The following is a 21,168-nucleotide window of genomic DNA, read 5'->3' as shown; positions in this document are numbered from 1 at the left end:
ACTTTGTTATGACATGGCGAGAAAGCGGGAGAAACCCTCGGCTTTCGCAGGCAGTGCGGGCCAAAAGAAAAGGGGCCCCGCGGGCCCCTTGTTCTGGATTTCGGTGAGCGTTACTTGCCCCGGCGGACCCGCCGGATCTCGTCGACGATCAGGCAGATCGCCCCGAGCGTGATGGCGCTGTCGGCCGCGTTGAAGGCCGGGAAGTACCAGTTGCCCGCGTGGAAGCTCAGGAAGTCGACCACGTAGCCGTGCATCATCCGGTCGACCACGTTGCCGATGGCGCCGCCCAGGATGCAGGCCATGGAGAACGAAAACAGCTTCTGCCCCGCGTGCGACTTCAGCATCCACACGATGAACACCGCCGCGCCCACGCCGATGGCGGTGAACAGCCAGCGCTGCCAGCCCGAGTGGTCGGCGAGGAACGAGAAGGCGGCGCCCGTGTTGTGGGCGCGCACCACGTTGAAGAAGCTCGTGACGTAGGTCGCGTCGCCCAGCTTGTAGTAGCCCAGGATCAGCGTCTTGGTGAACTGGTCGATGATCACGATGATCACCGCCAGCCCGAGCCAGGGCCAGATGCTGCCGCCGCGCGAACGCGAGGCGGACGACATGGAACGGGCGGCGGCCATCAGGCAACGCTCCGCGATTCGCCTGCGCCGAACAGGTTGCTGGTGCAGCGCCCGCAGATCGTCGGATGGGCCGGGTCATGGCCCACGTCGTCGCGGTAGTGCCAGCAGCGCTCGCATTTCTGCGCGGCGCTCGGCGTGACTACCGTCGAGAGCGTCTCGCCCGCGGCCAGCGCGATGGCGGAGGTGATGAAGACGAACTTCAGGTCCTCGCCCAGCGAGCCCAGCAGTGCGAAGTCGTCGGCCGGGGCCGTCAGCTGCAGGTTGGCCTGCAGCGACGAGCCGACCTTGCCTTCGGCGCGCACGGCCTCGATTTCCTTGTTGACCACGTCGCGGATCTCGCGGATGCGGTTCCACTTGGCCAGCAGCGCCTCGTCGAGCGCGGCGAACTGGCTGTAGGTCTGCGTGAAGATCGAGTCGCCCGGCTTGCCGGTGCCCACGATCTTCCAGGCCTCCTCGGCGGTGAAGCTCAGGAAGGGCGCCATCCAGCGCAGCATCGCCTGCGCGATGTGCCACAGGGCCGTCTGCGCACTGCGGCGCGCCAGCGAACCCGGGGCCGTGGTGTAGAGGCGGTCCTTCAGGATGTCGAGGTAGAAGCCGCCCAGGTCTTCCGAGCAGTAGATCTGCAGCTTGGCCACCACCGGGTGGAACTCGTACACCTTGTAGTGCGCGAGGATCTCGGCCTGGAACTGCGCGGCGCGCGACAGCGCGTAGCGGTCGATCTCGAACAGCTGGTCGAGCGGCACGCCGTCCTTCTCGATGTCGAAGTCGCTGGTGTTCGCGAGCAGGAAGCGCAGCGTGTTTCGGATGCGGCGGTAGGCGTCGACCACGCGCGCCAGGATCTTGTCGTCGCCCGCGATGTCGCCCGAGTAGTCGCTCGCGGCCACCCACAGGCGGATGATCTCCGCGCCCAGCTTGCTGCTGATTTCCTGCGGGTCGATGCCGTTCTTGAGCGACTTGCTCATCTTGATGCCCTTGGCATCGACCGTGAAGCCGTGCGTCAGCAGGCCCTTGTACGGCGCGCGGTCTTCCAGCGCGCAGGCGATGAGCAGCGACGAATGGAACCATCCGCGGTGCTGGTCGTGGCCTTCGAGGTACAGGTCGGCCTCGGGCCCCGTCTCGTGGTGCACGGTGGGGTGCGTGCCGCGCAGCACGTGCGAGAAGGTCGAGCCCGAGTCGAACCACACCTCGAGGATGTCGGTGCTCTTGGTGTAGTGCGGCGCGTCCTCCGCCCCGAGGATTTCCTCGACGGTGACGCGGCTCCAGGCCTCGATGCCGCCCTTCTCGACGATGTCGGCGGCCTGGTCGAGGATCTCCATGGTGCGCGGATGCAGCTCGCCCGAGTCCTTGTGCAGGAAGAACGGGATCGGCACGCCCCAGCTGCGCTGGCGCGAGATGCACCAGTCGGGCCGTCCGGCGATCATGTCGTGCAGGCGCGCCTTGCCGTTCTCGGGGTAGAAGCTGGTCTGCTCGATGGCGTCGAGCGCGGTCTGGCGCAGCGTCTTGGGCGCCTTGTCCTTGGTGAACACGCCCTCGCCCTCGTCCATGCGGATGAACCACTGCGCGGCCGCGCGGTAGATCACCGGCGTCTTGTGGCGCCAGCAGTGCGGGTAGCTGTGGGTGATGGTCTCGGTGGTCAGCAGGCGGTTGGCATCGCGCAGCGCAGCGATGATCTCCGGCACGGCCTTCCAGATGTTCTGGCCGCCGAAGAGGGGGAAGTCGGGCGCGTAGCTGCCGTTGCCCTGCACCGGGTTCAGGATGTCGTCGTAGGCCACGCCGTGGGCGACGCAGGAGTTGAAGTCGTCCAGGCCGTACGCGGGCGAGGAGTGGACCAGGCCCGTGCCGTCGGTGGCGGTGGCGTAGTCGGCCAGGTACACCGGCGACAGGCGCCTGTAGCCGGCGTCCGCGTCGTACAGCGGATGCTCGAACTCGAGGCCGCCGAGCTTCTCGCCCTTGACCGTGGCCAGCACCTTGCCGTCGAGCGCGTAGCGCGTCATGCACATCTCGACCAGCGAGTTGGCCAGGATCAGCAGGCCGCGCTCGGTGTCGACCAGCGAGTACTCGAGCTCGGGGTTCAGGTTGATCGCCTGGTTGGCGGGGATGGTCCAGGCGGTGGTGGTCCAGATCACGGCGAAGATGTCGCCCAGGATCGTGTGGTCGGTGCCGAAGGCCTTGAGCACCTTCTCGCGGTCGTGCGCCTTGAAGGCGACGTCGACGGTCTGGCTCTTCTTGTCGGCGTACTCGATCTCGAACTCCGCCAGCGACGAGCCGCAGTCGAAGCACCAGTACACCGGCTTGAGGCCGCGGTAGACGAAGCCGCGCTCGATCACGCGCTTGAAGGCGCGCAGCTCGCCGGCCTCGTTGGCGAAGTCCATCGTCTTGTAGGGATGGTCCCATTCGCCCAGCACGCCCAGGCGCTGGAAGTCGGCCATCTGCTGGGCGATCTGCCCGGTGGCGAAGGCGCGGCTCTTGGCCTGCATCTCGTCGCGGCTGAGGTTGCGGCCGTACTGCTTTTCGATGGCGTTCTCGATCGGCAGGCCGTGGCAGTCCCAGCCGGGCACGTAGAGCGCGTCGTAGCCTTCGAGCTGGCGCGCCTTGGTGATCATGTCCTTCAGGATCTTGTTCACCGCGTGGCCCATGTGGATCTGGCCGTTGGCGTAGGGCGGGCCGTCGTGCAGGATGAACTTGGGCGCGCCGTGGCGGGCGTCGCGCAGGCGGTGGTAGACACCTTCGTCATTCCATTCCTTCACCCAGCCCGGCTCGCGCTTGGGCAGGTCGCCGCGCATCGGGAAGGGGGTGTCGGGCAGGTTCAGCGTGGAACGGTAGTCTTTGGGGGAAGCGGCGTCAGACATGTTGGGTGCGAAACAGAGGGGGCTTGGACAGGCTCAGCCCGAACTGCATGAAGCGTGTCGGTGCGGAAGGTGAAGCCGTTCGCCCTGAGCTTGTCGAAGGGCGGCAGCACGGTGCGTGCAGGGCTAAATTCGGTCCCGCGTGGTCTGGCGGTGGGTTTCGGCGTGGGTCGATGCGAAGAACGCGCGAGCGTCGCGGCCATCCTTCGCGATGCCCGCGGTGAGGGCCTCGAGGCTGGTGTAGCGCAATTCGTCGTGCAGTTTGTGCAGGAGTTCCACGCGGACGATTTTACCGTAGGCCCCTTCGGCTCCCAGATGGGAGGGCCACTCCAGGCAATGGGTTTCGAGCAGCACTCGCCCGCCGTTGACGTCGTTGGCGTCCAGCGAAGGGCGCACGCCCAGGTTGGCCACGCCCGGCAGCGGCCGCTCGGACAGGCCGTGCACCAGCACCGCGAAGATGCCGCTGGCGGCCGGCTTCCAATGCTTGAAGCGCAGGTTGAGGGTGCGAAAGCCATCGTCCTTGCCCGGCGCCGAGGCGCCCAGCGCGCGGCCCAGCTTGCGGCCGTGGACCACGTGGCCCGAGATGGCGTAGGGACGGCCCAGCAGGGTGTGGGCGTCGGCCATGCGGCCTTCGGCCAGCGCCTCGCGCACGGCGGAGCTGGACACCCGCAGGCCGTGCACCTCGTAGCTGTTCATGCGCGCCACGTCGAAGCCGTGGGTATCGCCGGCCGCGTCGAGCATGGCGTAGTCACCGGCCCGCCTGGCGCCGAAGCGGAAGTCGTCGCCCACCAGCACGTAGCGCGCGCCCAGGCCGTCGATCAGCACCTTCTGGATGAATTCCTCCGGCGACTGGGAGGCCAGCCGGGCGTCGAAGGGCAGCACGACGGTCTGCGTCACGCCGCAGGCGGCCAGTTCGCTGAGCTTGTCGCGCAGCGTGCCGATGCGCGCGGGCGCGAGGTCGGGCTTCTTGGTGACGGCGGCGAAATAGTCCCGCGGATGGGGCTCGAATGTGAGCACGCAGCTCGGCAGCCCGCGCTGGCGGGCCTCGGTCTGCAAGAGCGCGAGCATGGCCTGGTGGCCGCGGTGCACGCCGTCGAAATTGCCAATGGTGAGGGCGCAGGCGGGGGCAACGCCAGGGTGCCGGAAGCCACGAAAAACCTGCATCGGTGAGTATCTTTTTGATAGCGCCTTCCGCCCGTCGATTGGGCGGATCAGGCCGATTTGTCACAAAGCCGGTATATTGTGACGCAGTGCGTTGATCGGCGTGGGTCTCCAACGCGCTCCGTGTCCCTGGTCTTTCCGTGTTCTCTCCCTTTTCGAGGAGGCGTGTGTGAAGGTCTTGAAGCTGTCGGCCCAAGGGCTGCCCCAGTCATGGATTTCGCTGGAACAGGCGGTGATCCACTACGCCGCGGACGAAGTCCGCTGGGAAGTGGGTGCGCAGGTGGCGGTGTTCCGTGGCGGCCACAACGCGATCACCGGCGAGCAGTCGCAGATCGCGATCAACAGCATCATCGGCACCAAGGGCGTGCCCCGCATCAACCCCTTCGCGCTGCGCCCCGGCCTCACCAACAGCAAGCTCTTCGCGCGAGACCGCAACATCTGCGCCTACTGCGGCGGCCACTTCCACGAAGACGAACTCACGCGCGAGCACATCATCCCGTTCGCCCAGCGGGGCATCGACACCTGGATGAACGTGGTCACGGCCTGCAGGCCCTGCAACCACCGCAAGAGCAGCCGCACGCCAGAGCAGGCCGGCATGCCGCTGCTGTATGCGCCCTACGTGCCCAGCCTCTGGGAAGACTTCATCCTGCGAAACAGGCGCATCCTCGCGGACCAGATGGAGTTTTTGATGGCGCACCTGCCGCAGAGCTCGCGGCTGCACGATTCCTAGCAGGCCGGCCGCCTGATCAGCGCTTCCAGGCCGGCGGGCGCTTCTCGATGAAGGCCTGCACGCCTTCCAGCGCGCTCTCGTCCATCATGTTGCAGGCCATGGTCTGGCTGGCATCGGCCAGCGCTGCCTCGATGCCGGTTTCGAGCTGGCGGTAGAAGAGGGCCTTGCCCAGCGCGAGCGCAGTGCGGGGCTTGGCGACGATGCTGGCGACCAGCGATTCGACCGTCGCATCCAGTTCCCCGGGCGGAGCCACGCGGTTGACCAGGCCCTTCTCGCGCGCCTCCTGCGCGCTGATGAATTCGCCCGTCACCAGCATCTCGAAGGCTTGCTTGCGCCCGAGGTTGCGCGAAAGCGTGACGCTCGGCGTGGCGCAGAAGAGGCCGACGTTCACCCCGCTGACAGCGAAGCGCGCGTCGCTCGAAGCCACCGCCAGGTCGCAGACCGCGACCAGCTGGCAGCCCGCCGCCGTCGCGATGCCGTGCACGCGCGCGATCACCGGTACGGGCAGCTTCTGTATCGACAGCATCATCGCGCCGCAGCGCTCGAACAGCTGCTCGTAGTAGTCGAGCGAGGGCGCGGCGCGCATCTCCTTCAGGTCATGGCCGGCGCAGAAGGCCTTGCCGGCCCCGGCGATGACCACCGCGCGCACGCCGCCGTCGGCCGTGACTTCGCCCAGCGCCTGCTCGAGCGCGCCGAGCATGCCTTCGGAGAGCGCGTTGAACGCGGCCGGCCGGTTCAGCGTCAGTGTGACCACGCCGCGCGTGTCGCGCGACTGCAGGACGAAGGGAGCGTCGGTGCCGTCTGTCATGGCCTGCCTTGCCTTGTTCAGTAGGTCAGTTCGAGCACCGTCACGTGCTCCCTCGCTGCCGGCCAGGTCAGGCCGGTGATGCGCTCGCCGTTGAATTCGCCCGTCACCGCGCGCTGCAGCTCGGCGGCGGCGGTACGCAGCCGCGAGCTCGACACGCCCGAGCCCTTGGGCGGCACGCCCGCCGGCGGGCTCTGGCCGTCGAAGCGCATGGTGTCGCGCTGGGCGTCGAAGTAGCCGCGCGGCCGGGTGAAGACGACGACCGCACCAGCGCTGCCGTCGGCCGGCGTGACGCGCTCCGGCTTCAGGTTCACCACGCCGCTGCTGCGCGGGAAGGGGCTGCGGTAGATGTGGGTGGTGCCGTAGCTGGGCGTGGCCAGCACGAATTCGTAGGCCGCGTCTCCCCGCGCCTTGAAGGGCCCCCAGCGGCCGTCGGCGCCGATGGACTTGGTGAAGACCGCTTCGCCGAGCCGGGCGCCGGTGGCTGGATCGACCGCGTAGACGGTGACCGTGGCACCGTTGAGCGGGAGGTTCTCGGCACCGAGCGCGCGGCCGTTGAGCACGACGGTCGCCTCGGGCGCGACCTCGGTGGTGCGGGGCGCCTGCCCGGTCAGGAACTGCCAGGTCGCGGCGAAGGCGGCGGGCGAGAACGAGGTCTCGCGGTGGTCGACGCGCGGCAGCACGATGTTGGTCGCGCCCTTGAGCGCCGGCCCGTCGAAGCCGATGTTGGTCGGCTTGCCGGGGGAGCCGATCCACACGCCGTCGGGCTGCGCGTACTTGTCGTTGTTGTCGGAGCGCAGCGTCAGCCATTTCACGCCGGGCGTGACTTCCTCGCCGTTCGGTCCCTTCGGCGCGTTGAGCTGCTGCATGAAGCCCGAGAGCCCCGAGAACTCGTTGTTCTCGCGCAGGCCCTTCACCGCCCAGATTCCGTGAGCCGGGTTGCCGCCCAGCACCACGTGACTCACGACCGCCGCGCCGCCGCCGTTCTGCACGTAGTTGCGGATGGTGTTGCCGCCGCGCGAGTTGCCGATCAGCACGACCTTGCTCGCGCCGGTGGCCTTCAGCACCTTGTCGACTTCGGCCTTGAGGAACACGGCCGATTCGCCGGTCGAACTGCGCCCGGGTTGCGCCACGGCGTCATCGTCGCGAGCCACCGGGTTGGGCTGGTCCACCGCGAAAAGCCGTTCGCGCGGCCAGCCGTTCGATTCGAAGCGCCAGATCGTCGTCTGCCAGAGCGCGGCCGAGTCGCCGTTGCCGTGCATGAACACGATCGGCGGGCGCTCGGTGTAGGAAGGCGTGGGAGAGGTGGCGCAGGCGGTCAGCATGGCGGCAGTGGTTCCGGTGGCGGCCATGGCGACCAGAAGAGAGCGGCGAGTCTGCATGTTTCGTTCCTGGGGTCCGGGTGTGAGGGGCCAAGTGAAAACGCCCGCCAGCGCGAAGCGGGCGGGCGTTGGATGCTAGCGGAACACCGCGGAGCCGGCTTCGCCGGGCCGCAGCGACACGAAGTGCGCGCAGCCCGGGGGCGAGCCTTGTCCTAGGCGAAGACGCCGGCGGTGTCCTGCATGCGGGCGGAGACTTCGCCCAGGTGGTGCAGCGTGTCGCCGAAGGTCATTTCCATCTGCGTGAGCTTGCGGAAGTAGTGGCTGCCGATGTATTCGTCGGTCACGCCGATGCCGCCGTGCAGCTGCACCGAATTCGCGGCGATGTAGCGCATCGACACGCCGAGCTGGTACTTGGCGCGGGCCAGCGCCTGGCGGCGCTCGTCGGCCGGGGCGTTGAGCTTGAGCGTGGCGTAGTAGCTCATCGAGCGGGCGAGCTCCAGCTGCATCTTCATGTCGGCCACGCGGTGGCGCAGCGCCTGGAAGCTGGAGATGACCACGCCGAACTGCTTGCGCTGGTTCAGGTACTCGACGGTGAGGTCCACGGTCTTGTCCATCACGCCCACGCCTTCGGCGCAGAGGGCGGCGATGCCGACGTCCACCGCGTATTCGAGCGCGGCGAGGCCGTCGAGCGTCAGCAGCGTGGCGTCGGCCTGGTCGAACACGACCTCGGCGGCGCGGGAGCCGTCCTGCGTGCCGTAGCCGCGCGCTTCCACGCCGCTGGCGCTGCGCTCGACCAGGAAGAGGGCGATCTTGCCGTCGACCTTGGCCGGCACCAGGAAGGCATCGGCTTCATCGCCCACGGGCACCACGCTCTTGGCGCCGGTCAGCGACCAGCCGTCGCCAGCCTTGGCGGCGTGCGCCTCGCACACGTCGAGGCGCCACCGCGCCTTTCGCTCCTGGTAGGCCAGCACCACGATGGCCTGGCCGCCCGCGATGCGCGGCAGCCAGCTTTCCTTGGTGTCGGCGCCCGCGTAGCCGCTGAGCACCGCGCCGGCGATCAGCGTCTGCGAGAAGGGCTCCAGCACGATGCCGCGGCCCAGTTCTTCCATGACGACCATGCCCGCGACCGGACCCATGCCCAGGCCGCCGTCGTCCTCGCTGATGTAGAGGCCGCCCAGGCCGAGCTCGGCCAGTTCGTCCCACGCTTCGCGCGAGAAGCCGCCCTTGGCCTCGATGCCGCGGCGGCGCTCGAAGTCGTAGCCCTTGTCGACCCACTTGCGGACCGCGTCGCGCAGCTGTTCCTGGTCGTCGGTGAAATTGAAGTCCATGCTCGTTGTCTCCTCAGCCCAGAACCGTCTGCGCGACGATGTTGCGTTGCACTTCGTTCGAGCCACCGTAGATGGTGGTCTTGCGCATGTTGAAGAAGGTCGACGTCAGCGGCGCGAGCGCCGGGTTGCCGCCGGGGAAGTTGCCCTGCCAGCCGGCTTCCATCGCCTCGCGGATCAGCGGCAGCGAGTAGGCGCCGCCGGCCAGCATCATCAGTTCGCTGTAGCGCTGCTGGATCTCGCTGCCGCGGATCTTGAGCAGGCCCGCCACGTCCAGCGAGTTCTTGCCCGAGGTGGCGGCCGAGAGCACGCGCAGCACCATCATCTCGAGCGCGACGATGTCGACTTCGAGCTTGGCGATCTCGTCGCGGAAGCGCTGGTCGTCATAGGCGCCTTCGGCCTTGGCGATGCGCTTGAGCCGCTCGAGCTCGCGCTTGGCGCGGTTCACGTCGGCGATGTTGGTGCGCTCGTGCGAGAGCAGGTGCTTGGCGTAGGTCCAGCCCTTGTTCTCCTCGCCGATCAGGTTCTCGGCGGGCACCTCGACGTTGTCGAAGAACACCTCGTTGACCTCGTGGCTGCCGTCGAGCAGCTTGATCGGGCGCACGGTGACGCCGGGCGACTTCATGTCGAGCAGCAGGAAGCTGATGCCGGTCTGGGGCTTGCCTTCGCTGCTGGTGCGCACGAGGTTGAACATCCAGTCGCCGTACTGGCCGAGCGTGGTCCAGGTCTTCTGGCCGTTGACGATGTATTTGTCGCCCTTGCGCTCGGCCTTGGTCTTCAGCGAGGCCAGGTCGGAGCCCGAGCCCGGTTCGCTGTAGCCCTGGCTCCACCAGACTTCGCCGCTGGCGATGCCGGGCAGGAAGCGCTTCTGCTGCTCCGCGTTGCCGAAGGCCATGATCACCGGCGCGACCATCACGGGGCCGAAGGGCACGATGCGCGGCGCGCCGGCCAGGGCGGTTTCTTCCTCGAACAGGTGGCGCTGGATGGCGGTCCAGCCCGGGCCGCCGAATTCCTTCGGCCAGGCATAGCCGAGCCAGCCCTTCTTGCCGAGGATCTTGGCCCAGCCTTGCAGATCGTCGCGCGTCAGTTCGAGCGCGTTGTGTACCTTGTGAGAAATCTCCTTGGGAAGGTTGTCCTTGACCCAGGCGCGAACTTCTTCGCGGAACTTCTGTTCTTCGGGTGTGAAGCTCAAATCCATGCGTGCCTCGCTGTGTTGATCGGTCCACCGCAGACGCGGTCGGTGTGTCTCCGGAATCGCGAGTTTTAGCACGGTCGTGCTGTGATGCGGTGTCCGCGCCGCGACAAGCGCGGCTTGCCGGACGAGGTGGCGGATGCCGGGCACGGATAATCCCGCCTCCCATGAAGAACATCGTGATCCTGATCTCCGGTGGCGGCTCCAACATGGAGGCCATCGTGCGCGCCGCCGGGCGCGACCGCTGGGCCGAGCGCTTCGGCGCCCGCATCGCCGCCGTCGTGAGCAACAAGGCCGAGGCCGGCGGTTTGGCCATCGCCAGAGCCCAGGGCATCGACACCGCGGTGGTGCCGCACAAGGATTTCGCCACCCGCGAGGACTTCGACGAGGCGCTGGCGAAGGTGGTCGACGGCTACGCACCGGCGCTGGTGGTGCTGGCGGGGTTCATGCGCATCCTGACACCGGGCTTCGTCAACCGCTATGCCGGCCGGCTGGTCAACATCCATCCCTCGCTGCTGCCGGCATTTCCGGGGCTGAACACGCACCAGCGCGCCATCGAGGCGGGCTGCAAGGTGGCTGGCGTGACGGTGCACCAGGTAACAACTGAGCTCGACCACGGACCGATCCTCGCGCAGGCGGTGGTGCCCGTGCTGCCTGGTGACACGGCGGCTGCGCTGGCAGCCCGGGTGCTCTCGCAGGAGCATCTGTTGTATCCGCGAGCCATCGCCGGTTGGCTCGCGGATACATCGAGTCACAATGAGTAAAGTTGTTTATATTGGTGGGTTTTCGGGAGTCAGAAAAGTGAAGAACCAATCGTTGCTGCTGGCGCTTGCAGGCGCTGCCCTGATGGCGGGCTGCGCCGCTCCGGCGCCTGCGCCCGCACCCGCGGCACCTCCTCCGCCGCCGCCGGAGCCGGTGTATCAGTGCAATGCGGACGGCGCCCGCTTCGCCGTCGGCCAGCCGCTGTCGCCGCAGCTCGAAGCAGCCGCCCGTGTGCGGGCCGGGGCCGGCACGGTGCGCGTCCTCAAGCCGGGCGAAGCGACCACGATGGAACTCAATGGCGGGCGGCTCAACCTCGACGTCGACGCCCGCAACCGCGTGACGGACGTCCGCTGCGGCTGACCCTCTCCGGATTGCTGCGAAAAAGGTAGCAACCAGACCAGGCAGGATGAACTTTGGCAGCCTGTCTGGTCAGATCGGTGTGAATCTTCTGCGGGCGACGCCGTCTATCTCCACGGTTTCGCCGAACATGGCGGCCGGCCGGACCCAGAGGCCGTGCGCGCCGTACAGGGCGCGGTACAGCGTCATCGGCTCCAGCGTCTCGCTGTGGCGCACGGTGCCGAGCACTTCGTATTCGCCGCCCTTGTAGTGGCGATAGCGGCCGGGAGGCGTTTCGATCAGGGGAGGGAGGTCTTCGTCGTTCAACGGCGGCTTGCCTTTCTTCAAAAAACTGGCGGGCTTGATTTGACTGGAGTCGGATGGATCGCGCTGATTTTGTTCACCTGGTTCGACTGAGCGAGCATGCCAGTGCGGACGACGGCGCGCGCTATCGACGCAGCGTCGCGGCCTTTGCCGCGCTCGGCTACCTGTGGGTGCTGGGCTGCCTGGGGCTGTCGGTGGGCATCATCGCCTGGGTCCTTTCCACGATCGGCGAACAGCGCTTCAACTTCACGCGCGGCTGGCTGCTGCTGTTCGCCCTGGGACTGCTGTGGGCGACGCTTCGCGCGCTGTGGGTGCGCTTCGACGATCCCGAGGGCATCGAGCTGCGCCGGGAAGACGCGCCCGCTCTTTTCGAGGCGCTGGATCGCATCCGCGCCCGCATCAAGGGGCCGCCGGTCCACCACGTCTACCTCGATGACGACTTCAACGCCAGCATCCGGCAGGTGCCGCGCTTCGGCCTGTTTGGCGGCGCCGTCAATTCGCTGAGCATCGGCTTGCCGCTCCTGATGATGCTCGACCGCCGGCGGCTGCTGTCGGTGCTGGCCCATGAATACGGCCACCTGCGGGGCAATCACGGCCAGCTCAGCGCGTGGATCTACCGCACCCGGCTGTCCTGGCTCAAGCTCGATGCCAGCCTGCAGCGCAACGAAGGCGTGATGGCGCTGTTCTCGCAAGCCTTCTTCCGCTGGTACTTTCCGCGCTTCGCCGCCAAGACCTTCGCGCTGGCGCGGCAGGACGAATACGAGGCCGACCGCATCGCGGGCCGGCTGCTGGGAACGTCGGTGGCGTCGGCCGCGCTGACCGAGATCGCGATCAAGGCCAGCTGGTACGCCAACGAGTTCTGGCCCTGGCACTGGGCCCGCGCCGAGCACGAACCGCTGCCGCCGGGGCCGTTCGAGGCGCTGCGCAAGCGCGTGCGCACGCCCCCCGACGACAACTTCGCCCGCCAGGCGCTGCGCGAGGCAATGCGCCGTGTGAGCGACCTGGAAGACACCCACCCGGTGCTGCGCGACCGGCTGGAGGCGCTGGGCCAGACTGCGGCCATGCCCGAGTGGTCGATGCGCCCTGCGCTCGAGATGCTGGCCGACCGCAAGAAATGGATCGCGCATTTCGACAGCCAGTGGCGCCGCGCCCATGCCGCCGATTGGAAGCAGCACCATGCGCACCGCTCGCGCATCCGCGAGCGCATCGCCGTGCTGGCCGCCCGCGGCGACCGCAACACGCCCGACGAGATGGTCGAATGGGCCGATTCCGAGCGGCGGCTCGACCCGTCCGCCCCCGTGCGCGTGCGCTACGAGAGCGCGCTCCAGATCGCTCCCGAGCACCCCGGCGCGCTGCGCGGACTGGCCCAGATGCTGCCGGCGAGCGATCGCGAGGCGCGCCTCGCGGTGCTCGAGCGACTGCACGGTTCGGGCGCGGCCAGCCGGTGGTGGGCCGCCAAGAGCGCAGTGGCCTCGCTGGAGGACCCGGACTCGGGCCCGCACGACGAAGAGGCGCTGAAGCTGTGGCGCGGCCGCCTCAAGGAGGCGGAGGAGGCGGAGGCGCGCGCCTGGGAGGAGATCACCGGCACGCCCTTCTTCAGCCAGATTTCGCGGCACGACCTGAACGACTTCGAACTGGGCGAGCTGCGGGCTGACCTCGTGCGCTGCCTGCCGGCCTCCCGGGCCTGGCTGGTGCGCAAGAACCTGCGCGAATTCCCATGGCGCCGCGCCTACATCGTCTTCGTCGAACTGCCGGGGCTCGACGACGAGGACCGCTGGAACCTCTGCCGCCAGCTGGAACAGACGCTCACGCTGCCGGGTGCCGCGCTGGTGCTGTGGGCCGGGCATTCGCCGAAGCTCGAAGACGTCGAGCGCGAGGCTTTCGGGGCGGTCTGGGTTCGCGACGCCTAGGACTCCGGCCGGGTTTCCCGCGGCTGAGACAATCGGGGGATGCATCCCAAAGCCCTGTTGGAGGCCGCCGCCGATCTGGTTGGCCTCGTCCTGAAGTTCGATCACCCTGCCGACCAGGTCGTATCGCGGTTCTTCCGCGACCACCGCGAGTTCGGCCCGCGCGAGCGCGCGACGCTCGCCGAAACCGTCTACACCGTGCTTCGCAAGAAGCTGCTGTTCGATCACCTCTCGCCCTCGGGCAGCGGCTCCAAGGAGCGCCGGATGGCGATCCTGGGTTTCCATGGCCCGCGCGACTTCCTGAAGAGCGCGCTCAACGACACCGAGAAGCGCTGGCTCGACAACTGCGACGCGGTCAAGGCTGACGACCTGCTGGAGCGCCATCGCCACAACCTGCCCGAGTGGCTCGTGACGCCGCTGAAGGCGCAGCTCGGCGAGGGCTTCTGGCCGCTGGTGGCGGCCCTGCAGGAGCCCGCGCCGCTCGACCTGCGCGTTAATGCGCTGACCGACAAGCGTGCGGATGTGAAGGCTGAGCTTGCGCTGGCTGCTATCAAATCGGAAGCAACGCCGTTCTCGCCCTGGGGCCTGCGCATCGAAGGCAAGCCGGCGCTGACCAAGCTCGATGCCTTCGCCCGCGGAGCCATCGAGGTGCAGGACGAGGGCTCGCAACTGCTGGCGCTGCTTCTGGATGCCAAGCGCGGCGAGATGGTGGTCGATTTCTGCGCGGGCGCGGGCGGCAAGACGCTGGCCATCGGCGCCACGATGCGCAACACCGGCCGCCTCTACGCCTTCGACGTCTCGGCACACCGGCTGGACGCGCTCAAGCCGCGTCTGGCGCGCAGCAAGCTGTCGAACGTGCACCCGGCCGCCATCGCCCACGAGCGCGACGACCGGATCAAGCGCCTCGCGGGCAAGATCGACCGCGTGCTGGTCGACGCGCCCTGCTCGGGGCTGGGGACGCTCAGGCGCAATCCGGACCTGAAATGGCGGCAGTCGCCGAAGTCGGTGGAGGAACTGACCGCCAAGCAGACGGCCATCCTGCAGAGTGCCGCGCGGCTGGTGAAGTCGGGCGGGCGTCTCGTCTACGCCACGTGCAGCGTGCTGCCGGAGGAGAACGAGGCCATCGCGGAGGCCTTCAGCGCGGCCAATCCCGACTTCGTGCCGGTGGATGTGGCGGATTTGCTGCAGGGGCTCAAGGTCGAGGGTTTCGAGGCGCTGTGTGCCGGCGGGGAGGGCGGCAGGCGCTATCTGCGGCTCTGGCCGCACCTGCATTCGACCGACGGTTTCTTTGCCGCAGCCTGGAACCGCAAATAGAGGACGGACTCCAAACTAGGGTTAATCTGCGCTTTTCGTGAAGGTTTAAAGGGCTTGTTTTAGGCCCTCGCGCCTTAAAATCGCGGGTTATCTGAAGGCTGCACATTCGTGTGGCCATGATGGAGTACCTGACTCAATGTTGCTTCCTGACTCCGCCGTCCTCAATGCGGCCATCGATTGGCTCGGACACGGCCTTTGGGATCTCACCTGGTGGCAGATCGTGCTTTACACGCTCGCCACCACGCACATCACGATTGCCGCGGTCACGATCTTCCTGCACCGCACGCAGACGCACCGGGCCATGGATCTGGGCCCGATCCCGTCGCATTTCTTCCGCTTCTGGCTCTGGATCGGCACCGGCATGGTGACGAAGGAGTGGGTCGCGATCCACCGCAAGCACCACGCCAAGTGCGAAACGCAGGACGACCCGCACAGCCCGCAGGTCAAGGGCATCGAGGAGGTGCTCTGGCGCGGCGCCGAGCTGTACCGCGCCGAGTCGAAGAACAAGGAAACGATGGAGCGCTACGGTCACGGCACGCCCGACGACTGGATCGAGCGCAACCTGTATTCGCGCTACAGCTGGCAGGGCGTCGGCCTGATGCTGGTCCTGAACCTGGCGCTGTTCGGCACGCTCGGCATGGCCGTGTGGGCTGTGCAGATGCTCTGGATCCCGATCACCGCTGCCGGCGTGATCAACGGCATCGGCCACTACTGGGGTTATCGCAACTTCGAGGCGCCCGACGCAAGCCGCAACATCATGCCCTGGGGCCTGATCATCGGCGGCGAAGAGCTGCACAACAACCACCACACGTACCCCACCTCGGCCAAGTTCTCGGTCAAGAAGTACGAGTTCGACATCGGCTGGATCTACATCCAGGCGCTGCAGAAGCTGGGTTGGGCCAAGGTCAAGAAGGTGCCGCCGAAGATGCTGATGGGCGATATCCAGCCCGTGGCCAACGAGAAGACGCTCGAGGCCGTCATCGCCAACCGCTACGAAGTCATGGCCGGCTATGCGCGTGAAATGCGCCGCGCCACCAGCCAGGAGCTGGCTGCCCTGAAGAACAAGGGCGCCGACCTGTCGGTGCTCAAGGCTGCCAAGCGCTGGCTGCACCGCGACGACGACAAGGTGCCTGCATCGGCCCGCTCGCACGTTGTGCAGGCTCGTGCCGCGCATCCGGTGCTCGACAAGATGGTCACGATGCGCGAAGAGCTGCGCCAGCTGTGGCTGAACACCTCGCAGTCGCGCGAGCAGCTGGCGGCCGATCTGGCGGCCTGGTGCCATCGTGCGGAAGCCAGCGGCATCGCAGGCCTGCGCGACTTCTCGACCCGCCTGCGCGCCGCTCGCGCCTGACGCGAAGCGGGGCTCTCCCCCGAAAAAAAGCCGGCCCTCAGGCCGGCTTTTTTATGTCCGTCGAATTCTCGCGGGTGCCAGATCCCCAATGAAAGAGGGCAGAGCGAAAATGCGAAACGTGTAGAGACAGGCAATAAAAAACCCGCTGTGTTTGCAGCGGGTTTTTTATTTGGAGACCTGAGCCGAATTACTTCAGCTTGATTTCCTTGTATTCGACGTGCTTGCGCGCCTTGGGGTCGAACTTCATGATCGACATCTTTTCAGGCATCGTCTTCTTGTTCTTGCTGGTCGTGTAGAAGTGGCCGGTACCCGCGGTGGATTCCAGCTTGATCTTTTCGCGTCCGCCTTTGCTCGTTGCCATGATTCAGCTCCTTAGGCTTGGCCGCGTGCACGCAGGTCTGCGAGCACGGAGTCGATACCGTTCTTGTCGATCAGGCGCAGCGCGGCGCTCGAAACACGCAGGCGAACCCAACGGTTTTCACTTTCGACCCAGAAACGGCGGTATTGCAGGTTCGGCAGGAACCGGCGCTTGGTTTTGTTGTTGGCGTGGGAAACGTTGTTTCCGACCATCGGGCCCTTGCCCGTTACGTCGCATACGCGTGCCATGAGGACACTCTTTCTTGAACAGCTGGCACCGGGGCAATCAGGGCGATTGCAGGTGTTTTGCAGCTTGACCTCGCCAGAAAACGGGTGGCGGTACCCCGGCTTTGCCGTAGCCCGTGAGAGAGCCCTGTTTCGGCAAAGCCTCGGATTATAGCCCTTTTGTGGGCCCTGCAGGTTACAGGGTGCCGTCCTGCTCCAGGAATCGCTGGGCGTCGAGAGCGGCCATGCAGCCGGTGCCGGCGCTGGTGATGGCCTGGCGGTAGACGTTGTCCTGCACGTCGCCGGCGGCGAAAACGCCCGGAATGCTGGTCATCGTGGCGAAGCCCTGCAGGCCGGAGCGGGTCAGGATGTAGTTGTCCTTCATCTCCAGCTGGCCCTGGAAGATGTCGGTGTTCGGGTGGTGGCCGATCGCGATGAAGCAGCCCTTCAGGTCGATCTGCTCCGTGGCGCCGGTCTGTGTGTTCTTGATGCGGATGCCCGTCACGCCCGAATCGTCGCCCAGCACCTGGTCGAGCTCGTTGTGCAGCTTCAGCTCGATCTTGCCCTCGGCGACCTTCTCCATGACCTTGTCGATCAGGATCGGCTCGGCGCGGAACTTGTCGCGGCGGTGCACCAGGGTGACCTTGTTCGCGATGTTGGCGAGGTAGAGCGCTTCCTCGACGGCCGTATTGCCGCCGCCGATCACGCACACTTCCTGCTCACGGTAGAAGAAGCCGTCGCAGGTCGCGCAGGCGGAGACGCCGCGGCCCATGAACTTCTGTTCGGAGTCGAGGCCCAGGTACTTCGCCGAAGCGCCGGTGGCGATGATCAGCGCGTCGCAGGTATAGGTGCCGCTGTCGCCGGTGAGGGTGAAGGGGCGCTTGCTCAGGTCAACCTTGTTGATGTGGTCGAAGACGATCTGCGTCTTGAAGCGTTCCGCATGCTCCAGGAAGCGCTGCATTAGGTCGGGCCCTTGCACGCCATGCACATCGGCCGGCCAGTTGTCGACCTCGGTGGTGGTCATCAACTGCCCGCCCTGGGCGATGCCGGTGATGAGCAGGGGCTGCAGATTTGCGCGTGCTGCATAGACGGCGGCCGTATAGCCGGCAGGGCCGGAGCCCAGAATCAAAACCTTGGCGTGTTGGGGAGCGGACATGAGTAGAAAACCTAGGATGGACGCTGCGTCAGCGTGTACATTTTCAGGGTGGTAGCGATATATATGGAGTATCACTGCCCGGTTCAACACCGGGTAAACGGTGTTTTCAATGCGCGCGATTGTAGTAATCCATCGGCTTGCTGCTTTCTGGATTGCTCCGCCCGCTATCTCAGGGATTGATAAATGTCGATGCTGTCCAACCTCGAATTGCTTCGGCGCGTTCCATTGTTCGCGTCGTTGACAGCCACGCAGTCCGCTAGCATCGCGGACGCGATCATCAAGAAGCGCTTCAAGCGCGCGGAGGTCGTCGTGGAGCAGGGCAAGAAGTCCGATGCGCTCTACATCATCCTGACCGGCCGCGCTCGCGTCACCAGCGCCGACAGCCGCGGACGAGAGGTCATCCTGGCAACGCTGCATCCCGGCGACTACCTCGGCGAGATGAGCCTGATCGACGACGAGCCCCATTCGGCCACCGTGCGCACCGAGATCCAGTGCGACGTGCTCATGCTGGGCCGCGACGCCTTCGCGCGCTGCCTGCCCGAGAACTCCTCCATGGCCTACAACATCATGCGCGGCCTGGTGCAGCGCCTGCGCCATGCCGACCGCAAGATCGAGTCGCTGGCGCTGATGGACGTCTACGGGCGCGTGGCCCGTTCGCTGCTCGAGTTCGCCATCGAGGACGGCGCCGGCAATCTCAAGGTGCGCGAGAAGATCTCCCGCCAGGATCTGGCCAAGATGGTCGGCGCCTCGCGCGAGATGGTGAGCCGGGTGATGAAGGATCTCGAGGAGCGCGGTTTCGTCCAGACGCAGGAAGACGGTTCGATGATCGTCAAGGAACGGCTCCTTTCGCTCGCCTGAGCCTCCAGGGCCGGGGCCGCCTGTAACGGCGGCCCCGGCCTTTTGTTGTAGTGTTCGTGCATCCGGCCCCAGTTTCCCGAGGCCGGGCGCCGTGTTTTTCATGACCTATTCGCTGAATACGCTTCAATCTTCTTCTGCCGCCGAGGCGCAACCCGTGCGCGTGCGCGCCATGCGCTTCGCGCACGAGATCACGCTGATCGCAGGATTCGCAGCGCTGCTGTTCTGGCTGCTCTCGATGCTGAGCTTCACGCCCTCCGACGCCGCCTGGTCCACTTCGGGCACCGGGGGCGAAATCAAGAACTGGGGCGGCCGCATCGGCGCCTGGCTGGCCGACGGCAGCTACTACGCCGCCGGCTATTCCGTCTGGTGGTGCCTTTTCGCCGGGCTGCGCGCCTGGCTGTCTTCGCTGGCCAACTGGCTGCGCGGCGGCGAACCCTCGGCCGCCGAACAGGCTGCGCCACGCGGGCGCTTCAACCGCAGCCGCCTTGCCTTCTGGCTCGGCCTCGTCCTGCTGCTCTGCGCGAGCACGGTGCTCGAATGGTCGCGCCTTTACCGGCTCGAAGCCCACCTTCCGGGCTCCGGCGGCGGTGCGCTGGGCTATCTGGTCGGTCCCGCCAGCGTGCGCTGGATGGGCTTCACCGGCTCGGCGCTGGTGGCCATCGCCGGGGGCGTGATCGGCTCCGCGCTGGTGTTCCGCTTCTCCTGGAGTCTGATCGCCGAGCGCATCGGCGCACGCTTCTATTCGCTGTTCGAGTCGCGCCGTGAAAAGCGCGAGATGGCTGCAGACATCGCCATGGGCAAGCAGGCTGCCCGCGAGCGTGCGGAAGCCGACGAGTCCGCCTACGCGCGCGACGACATCGATTCCGGCCGCTCCGAGCCCTCGCTGTCGCCATCGTCCGGTGCCTTTGCCGGCGGTGGCGGAGGCGACGACGAGATCCTCATCGAGCCGCGTCCCAAGCGCCGCCCGCCATCGCCACCGGTGCAGATCGAACCCGCGATGACCGAGGTGCCTCGCAGCGACCGCGTCGTCAAGGAGCGCCAGAAGCCTCTCTTCAAGGAACTGCCCGACAGCAAGCTGCCGCAGGTCGACCTGCTCGACCCCGCCCAGGCGCGCCAGGAGACGGTCTCGGCCGACACGCTCGAGATGACCTCGCGCATGATCGAGAAGAAGCTCAAGGACTTCGGCGTCGAGGTGCGCGTGGTGCTCGCTTCGCCGGGCCCCGTCATCACGCGATACGAGATCGAGCCGGCCACCGGCGTCAAGGGCTCGCAGATCGTCAACCTCGCGAAGGACCTGGCGCGTTCGCTCTCGCTGGTGTCGATCCGCGTGGTCGAGACCATTCCGGGCAAGAACTACATGGCGCTGGAGCTGCCGAACGCCAAGCGCCAGTCGATCAAGCTCAGCGAGATCCTGGGCTCGCAGGTCTACAACGAAGGCAAGTCGATGCTCACCATGGGCCTCGGCAAGGACATCATCGGCAACCCGGTGGTGGCCGACCTCGCGAAGATGCCGCACGTGCTGGTGGCCGGTACCACCGGCTCGGGCAAGTCGGTGGGCATCAACGCGATGATCCTTTCGCTGCTCTACAAGGCCGAGGCGCGCGACGTGCGCCTGCTCATGATCGACCCGAAGATGCTCGAAATGTCGGTCTACGAAGGCATCCCGCACCTGCTGGCGCCCGTGGTCACCGACATGCGCCAGGCCGCGCACGGCCTGAACTGGTGCGTGGCCGAGATGGAGCGCCGCTACAAGCTCATGAGCAAGCTGGGCGTGCGCAACCTGGCCGGCTACAACACCAAGATCGACGAAGCCAAGGCGCGCGAGGAGTTCATCTACAACCCCTTCAGCCTCACGCCCGACGATCCCGAGCCGCTCAAGCGCGAGCCGCACATCGTCGTGGTGATCGACGAGCTGGCCGACCTGATGATGGTGGTCGGCAAGAAGATCGAAGAGCTGATCGCCCGCCTCGCGCAGAAGGCGCGCGCCGCCGGCATCCATCTCATCCTTGCCACCCAGCGCCCCAGCGTGGACGTGATCACCGGCCTGATCAAGGCCAACATCCCGACCCGCATCGCCTTCCAGGTGTCGAGCAAGATCGACAGCCGCACCATCCTCGACCAGATGGGCGCCGAGGCGCTGCTGGGCATGGGCGACATGCTCTACATGCCCAGCGGCACCGGCCTGCCGATCCGCGTGCACGGCGCCTTCGTCAGCGACGACGAAGTGCATCGCGTGGTGGCCTACCTCAAGAGCCAGGGCGAGCCCGACTACATCGAGGGCGTGCTCGAAGGCGGCACGGTCGATGGCGACGGTGACGGCGACCTGCTCGGCGGCGGTGGCGACGGCGAGAAGGACCCGATGTACGACCAGGCGGTCGAAGTGGTGCTCAAGAACCGCAAGGCCAGCATCTCGCTGGTGCAGCGCCACCTGAAGATCGGCTACAACCGCGCCGCGCGGCTCGTCGAGGACATGGAGAAGGCCGGCCTCGTGAGCGCCATGAGCGGCAGCGGCCAGCGCGAGATCCTGGTGCCCGCGCGTGCGGCCGAATGACGGGCCGCGAAACCCGGATC

General features: G+C 66.8%; 19 protein-coding genes. 8 read left to right on the top strand and 11 right to left on the bottom strand.

From position 1 onward, the window contains the following. Window positions 1-110: 110 nt before the first annotated feature. The 3 genes from lspA to FHY06_RS07965 form a co-directional block, all read right to left on the bottom strand. Window positions 111-626 (bottom strand): signal peptidase II, encoded by a 516-nt coding sequence (gene lspA, locus FHY06_RS07975; RefSeq protein ID WP_019654284.1) that lies wholly within the window; start codon window positions 624-626, stop codon window positions 111-113. Then, complete coding sequence (gene ileS / locus FHY06_RS07970; protein ID WP_184604367.1) at window positions 626-3,475, bottom strand: isoleucine--tRNA ligase; 2,850 nt, start codon at window positions 3,473-3,475, stop codon at window positions 626-628. The genes lspA and ileS overlap by 1 nt, the downstream gene beginning before the upstream one ends. Window positions 3,476-3,598: 123 nt before the next feature. Further along, window positions 3,599-4,636, bottom strand: coding sequence for a bifunctional riboflavin kinase/FAD synthetase (locus FHY06_RS07965; protein WP_145760520.1), 1,038 nt, complete (start codon window positions 4,634-4,636; stop codon window positions 3,599-3,601). 166 nt (window positions 4,637-4,802) lie between these two features. Between FHY06_RS07965 and FHY06_RS07960 the strand changes: the two genes are divergently transcribed. After that, the gene (locus FHY06_RS07960; RefSeq protein WP_019654281.1) at window positions 4,803-5,363 is read left to right on the top strand and encodes an HNH endonuclease; all 561 of its coding nucleotides are present in this window, start codon (window positions 4,803-4,805) and stop codon (window positions 5,361-5,363) included. A gap of 16 nt (window positions 5,364-5,379) precedes the next feature. Here the strand turns inward: FHY06_RS07960 and FHY06_RS07955 are convergent, their stop codons facing one another. The 4 genes from FHY06_RS07955 to FHY06_RS07940 form a co-directional block, all read right to left on the bottom strand. Continuing rightward, window positions 5,380-6,171 carry an enoyl-CoA hydratase gene (locus FHY06_RS07955; RefSeq protein ID WP_184604365.1) on the bottom strand — a complete coding sequence of 264 codons (792 nt, stop codon included), beginning with the start codon at window positions 6,169-6,171 and terminating at the stop codon, window positions 5,380-5,382. Window positions 6,172-6,188: 17 nt separating this feature from the next. Continuing rightward, the gene (locus FHY06_RS07950; RefSeq protein ID WP_184604363.1) at window positions 6,189-7,550 is read right to left on the bottom strand and encodes an alpha/beta fold hydrolase; all 1,362 of its coding nucleotides are present in this window, start codon (window positions 7,548-7,550) and stop codon (window positions 6,189-6,191) included. Between the two features lie 152 nt (window positions 7,551-7,702). Beyond that, window positions 7,703-8,818: an acyl-CoA dehydrogenase family protein gene (locus FHY06_RS07945; protein ID WP_184604346.1), complete on the bottom strand. Its 1,116-nt coding sequence runs from the start codon at window positions 8,816-8,818 to the stop codon at window positions 7,703-7,705. Between the two features lie 13 nt (window positions 8,819-8,831). Next, entirely contained in the window at window positions 8,832-10,013 is a 1,182-nt protein-coding gene (locus FHY06_RS07940; RefSeq protein WP_184604344.1) for an acyl-CoA dehydrogenase family protein, read from the bottom strand. A 161-nt stretch (window positions 10,014-10,174) separates the two neighbouring features. Between FHY06_RS07940 and purN the strand changes: the two genes are divergently transcribed. Both purN and FHY06_RS07930 read left to right on the top strand, forming a co-directional pair. Further along, window positions 10,175-10,771, top strand: a complete 597-nt coding sequence (gene purN, locus FHY06_RS07935; protein WP_126182751.1) for a phosphoribosylglycinamide formyltransferase — start codon at window positions 10,175-10,177, stop codon at window positions 10,769-10,771. A gap of 37 nt (window positions 10,772-10,808) precedes the next feature. Beyond that, complete coding sequence (locus tag FHY06_RS07930; protein WP_184604342.1) at window positions 10,809-11,129, top strand: I78 family peptidase inhibitor; 321 nt, start codon at window positions 10,809-10,811, stop codon at window positions 11,127-11,129. A gap of 69 nt (window positions 11,130-11,198) precedes the next feature. Here FHY06_RS07930 and FHY06_RS07925 read toward each other — a convergent pair whose 3' ends face one another. Continuing rightward, entirely contained in the window at window positions 11,199-11,432 is a 234-nt protein-coding gene (locus FHY06_RS07925; RefSeq protein WP_019654274.1) for a DUF1653 domain-containing protein, read from the bottom strand. Between the two features lie 53 nt (window positions 11,433-11,485). On the opposite strand from FHY06_RS07925, the gene FHY06_RS07920 reads away from it, so the two are divergent. The 3 genes from FHY06_RS07920 (at window position 11,486) to FHY06_RS07910 (ending at window position 16,001) form a co-directional block, all read left to right on the top strand. Next, window positions 11,486-13,339 carry a M48 family metallopeptidase gene (locus tag FHY06_RS07920; RefSeq protein ID WP_184604340.1) on the top strand — a complete coding sequence of 618 codons (1,854 nt, stop codon included), beginning with the start codon at window positions 11,486-11,488 and terminating at the stop codon, window positions 13,337-13,339. A 39-nt stretch (window positions 13,340-13,378) separates the two neighbouring features. Beyond that, the gene (locus tag FHY06_RS07915) at window positions 13,379-14,650 is read left to right on the top strand and encodes an RsmB/NOP family class I SAM-dependent RNA methyltransferase (protein ID WP_184604338.1); all 1,272 of its coding nucleotides are present in this window, start codon (window positions 13,379-13,381) and stop codon (window positions 14,648-14,650) included. Between the two features lie 136 nt (window positions 14,651-14,786). Beyond that, a complete protein-coding gene (locus FHY06_RS07910) occupies window positions 14,787-16,001 on the top strand; it encodes a DesA family fatty acid desaturase (protein WP_019654271.1) in 1,215 nt (404 codons plus the stop codon). Between the two features lie 187 nt (window positions 16,002-16,188). Here the strand turns inward: FHY06_RS07910 and rpmG are convergent, their stop codons facing one another. The 3 genes from rpmG to trxB form a co-directional block, all read right to left on the bottom strand. After that, entirely contained in the window at window positions 16,189-16,362 is a 174-nt protein-coding gene (rpmG, locus tag FHY06_RS07905) for a 50S ribosomal protein L33 (protein WP_007830291.1), read from the bottom strand. Window positions 16,363-16,373: 11 nt separating this feature from the next. Then, window positions 16,374-16,607 (bottom strand): 50S ribosomal protein L28, encoded by a 234-nt coding sequence (gene rpmB, locus FHY06_RS07900; RefSeq protein WP_019654270.1) that lies wholly within the window; start codon window positions 16,605-16,607, stop codon window positions 16,374-16,376. A 172-nt stretch (window positions 16,608-16,779) separates the two neighbouring features. After that, window positions 16,780-17,739, bottom strand: a complete 960-nt coding sequence (gene trxB / locus FHY06_RS07895) for a thioredoxin-disulfide reductase (RefSeq protein WP_019654269.1) — start codon at window positions 17,737-17,739, stop codon at window positions 16,780-16,782. 183 nt (window positions 17,740-17,922) lie between these two features. Between trxB and FHY06_RS07890 the strand changes: the two genes are divergently transcribed. Then, window positions 17,923-18,597 (top strand): Crp/Fnr family transcriptional regulator, encoded by a 675-nt coding sequence (locus FHY06_RS07890; RefSeq protein WP_019654268.1) that lies wholly within the window; start codon window positions 17,923-17,925, stop codon window positions 18,595-18,597. Between the two features lie 100 nt (window positions 18,598-18,697). Continuing rightward, window positions 18,698-21,148: a DNA translocase FtsK gene (locus FHY06_RS07885; RefSeq protein ID WP_184604335.1), complete on the top strand. Its 2,451-nt coding sequence runs from the start codon at window positions 18,698-18,700 to the stop codon at window positions 21,146-21,148. Window positions 21,149-21,168: the final 20 nt, after the last annotated feature.

It is taken from the genome of Variovorax atrisoli (assembly GCF_014195185.1).
GTDB classification, from domain to species: domain Bacteria; phylum Pseudomonadota; class Gammaproteobacteria; order Burkholderiales; family Burkholderiaceae_C; genus Variovorax; species Variovorax atrisoli.
This window is presented reverse-complemented; position numbering and strand designations above follow the sequence as displayed.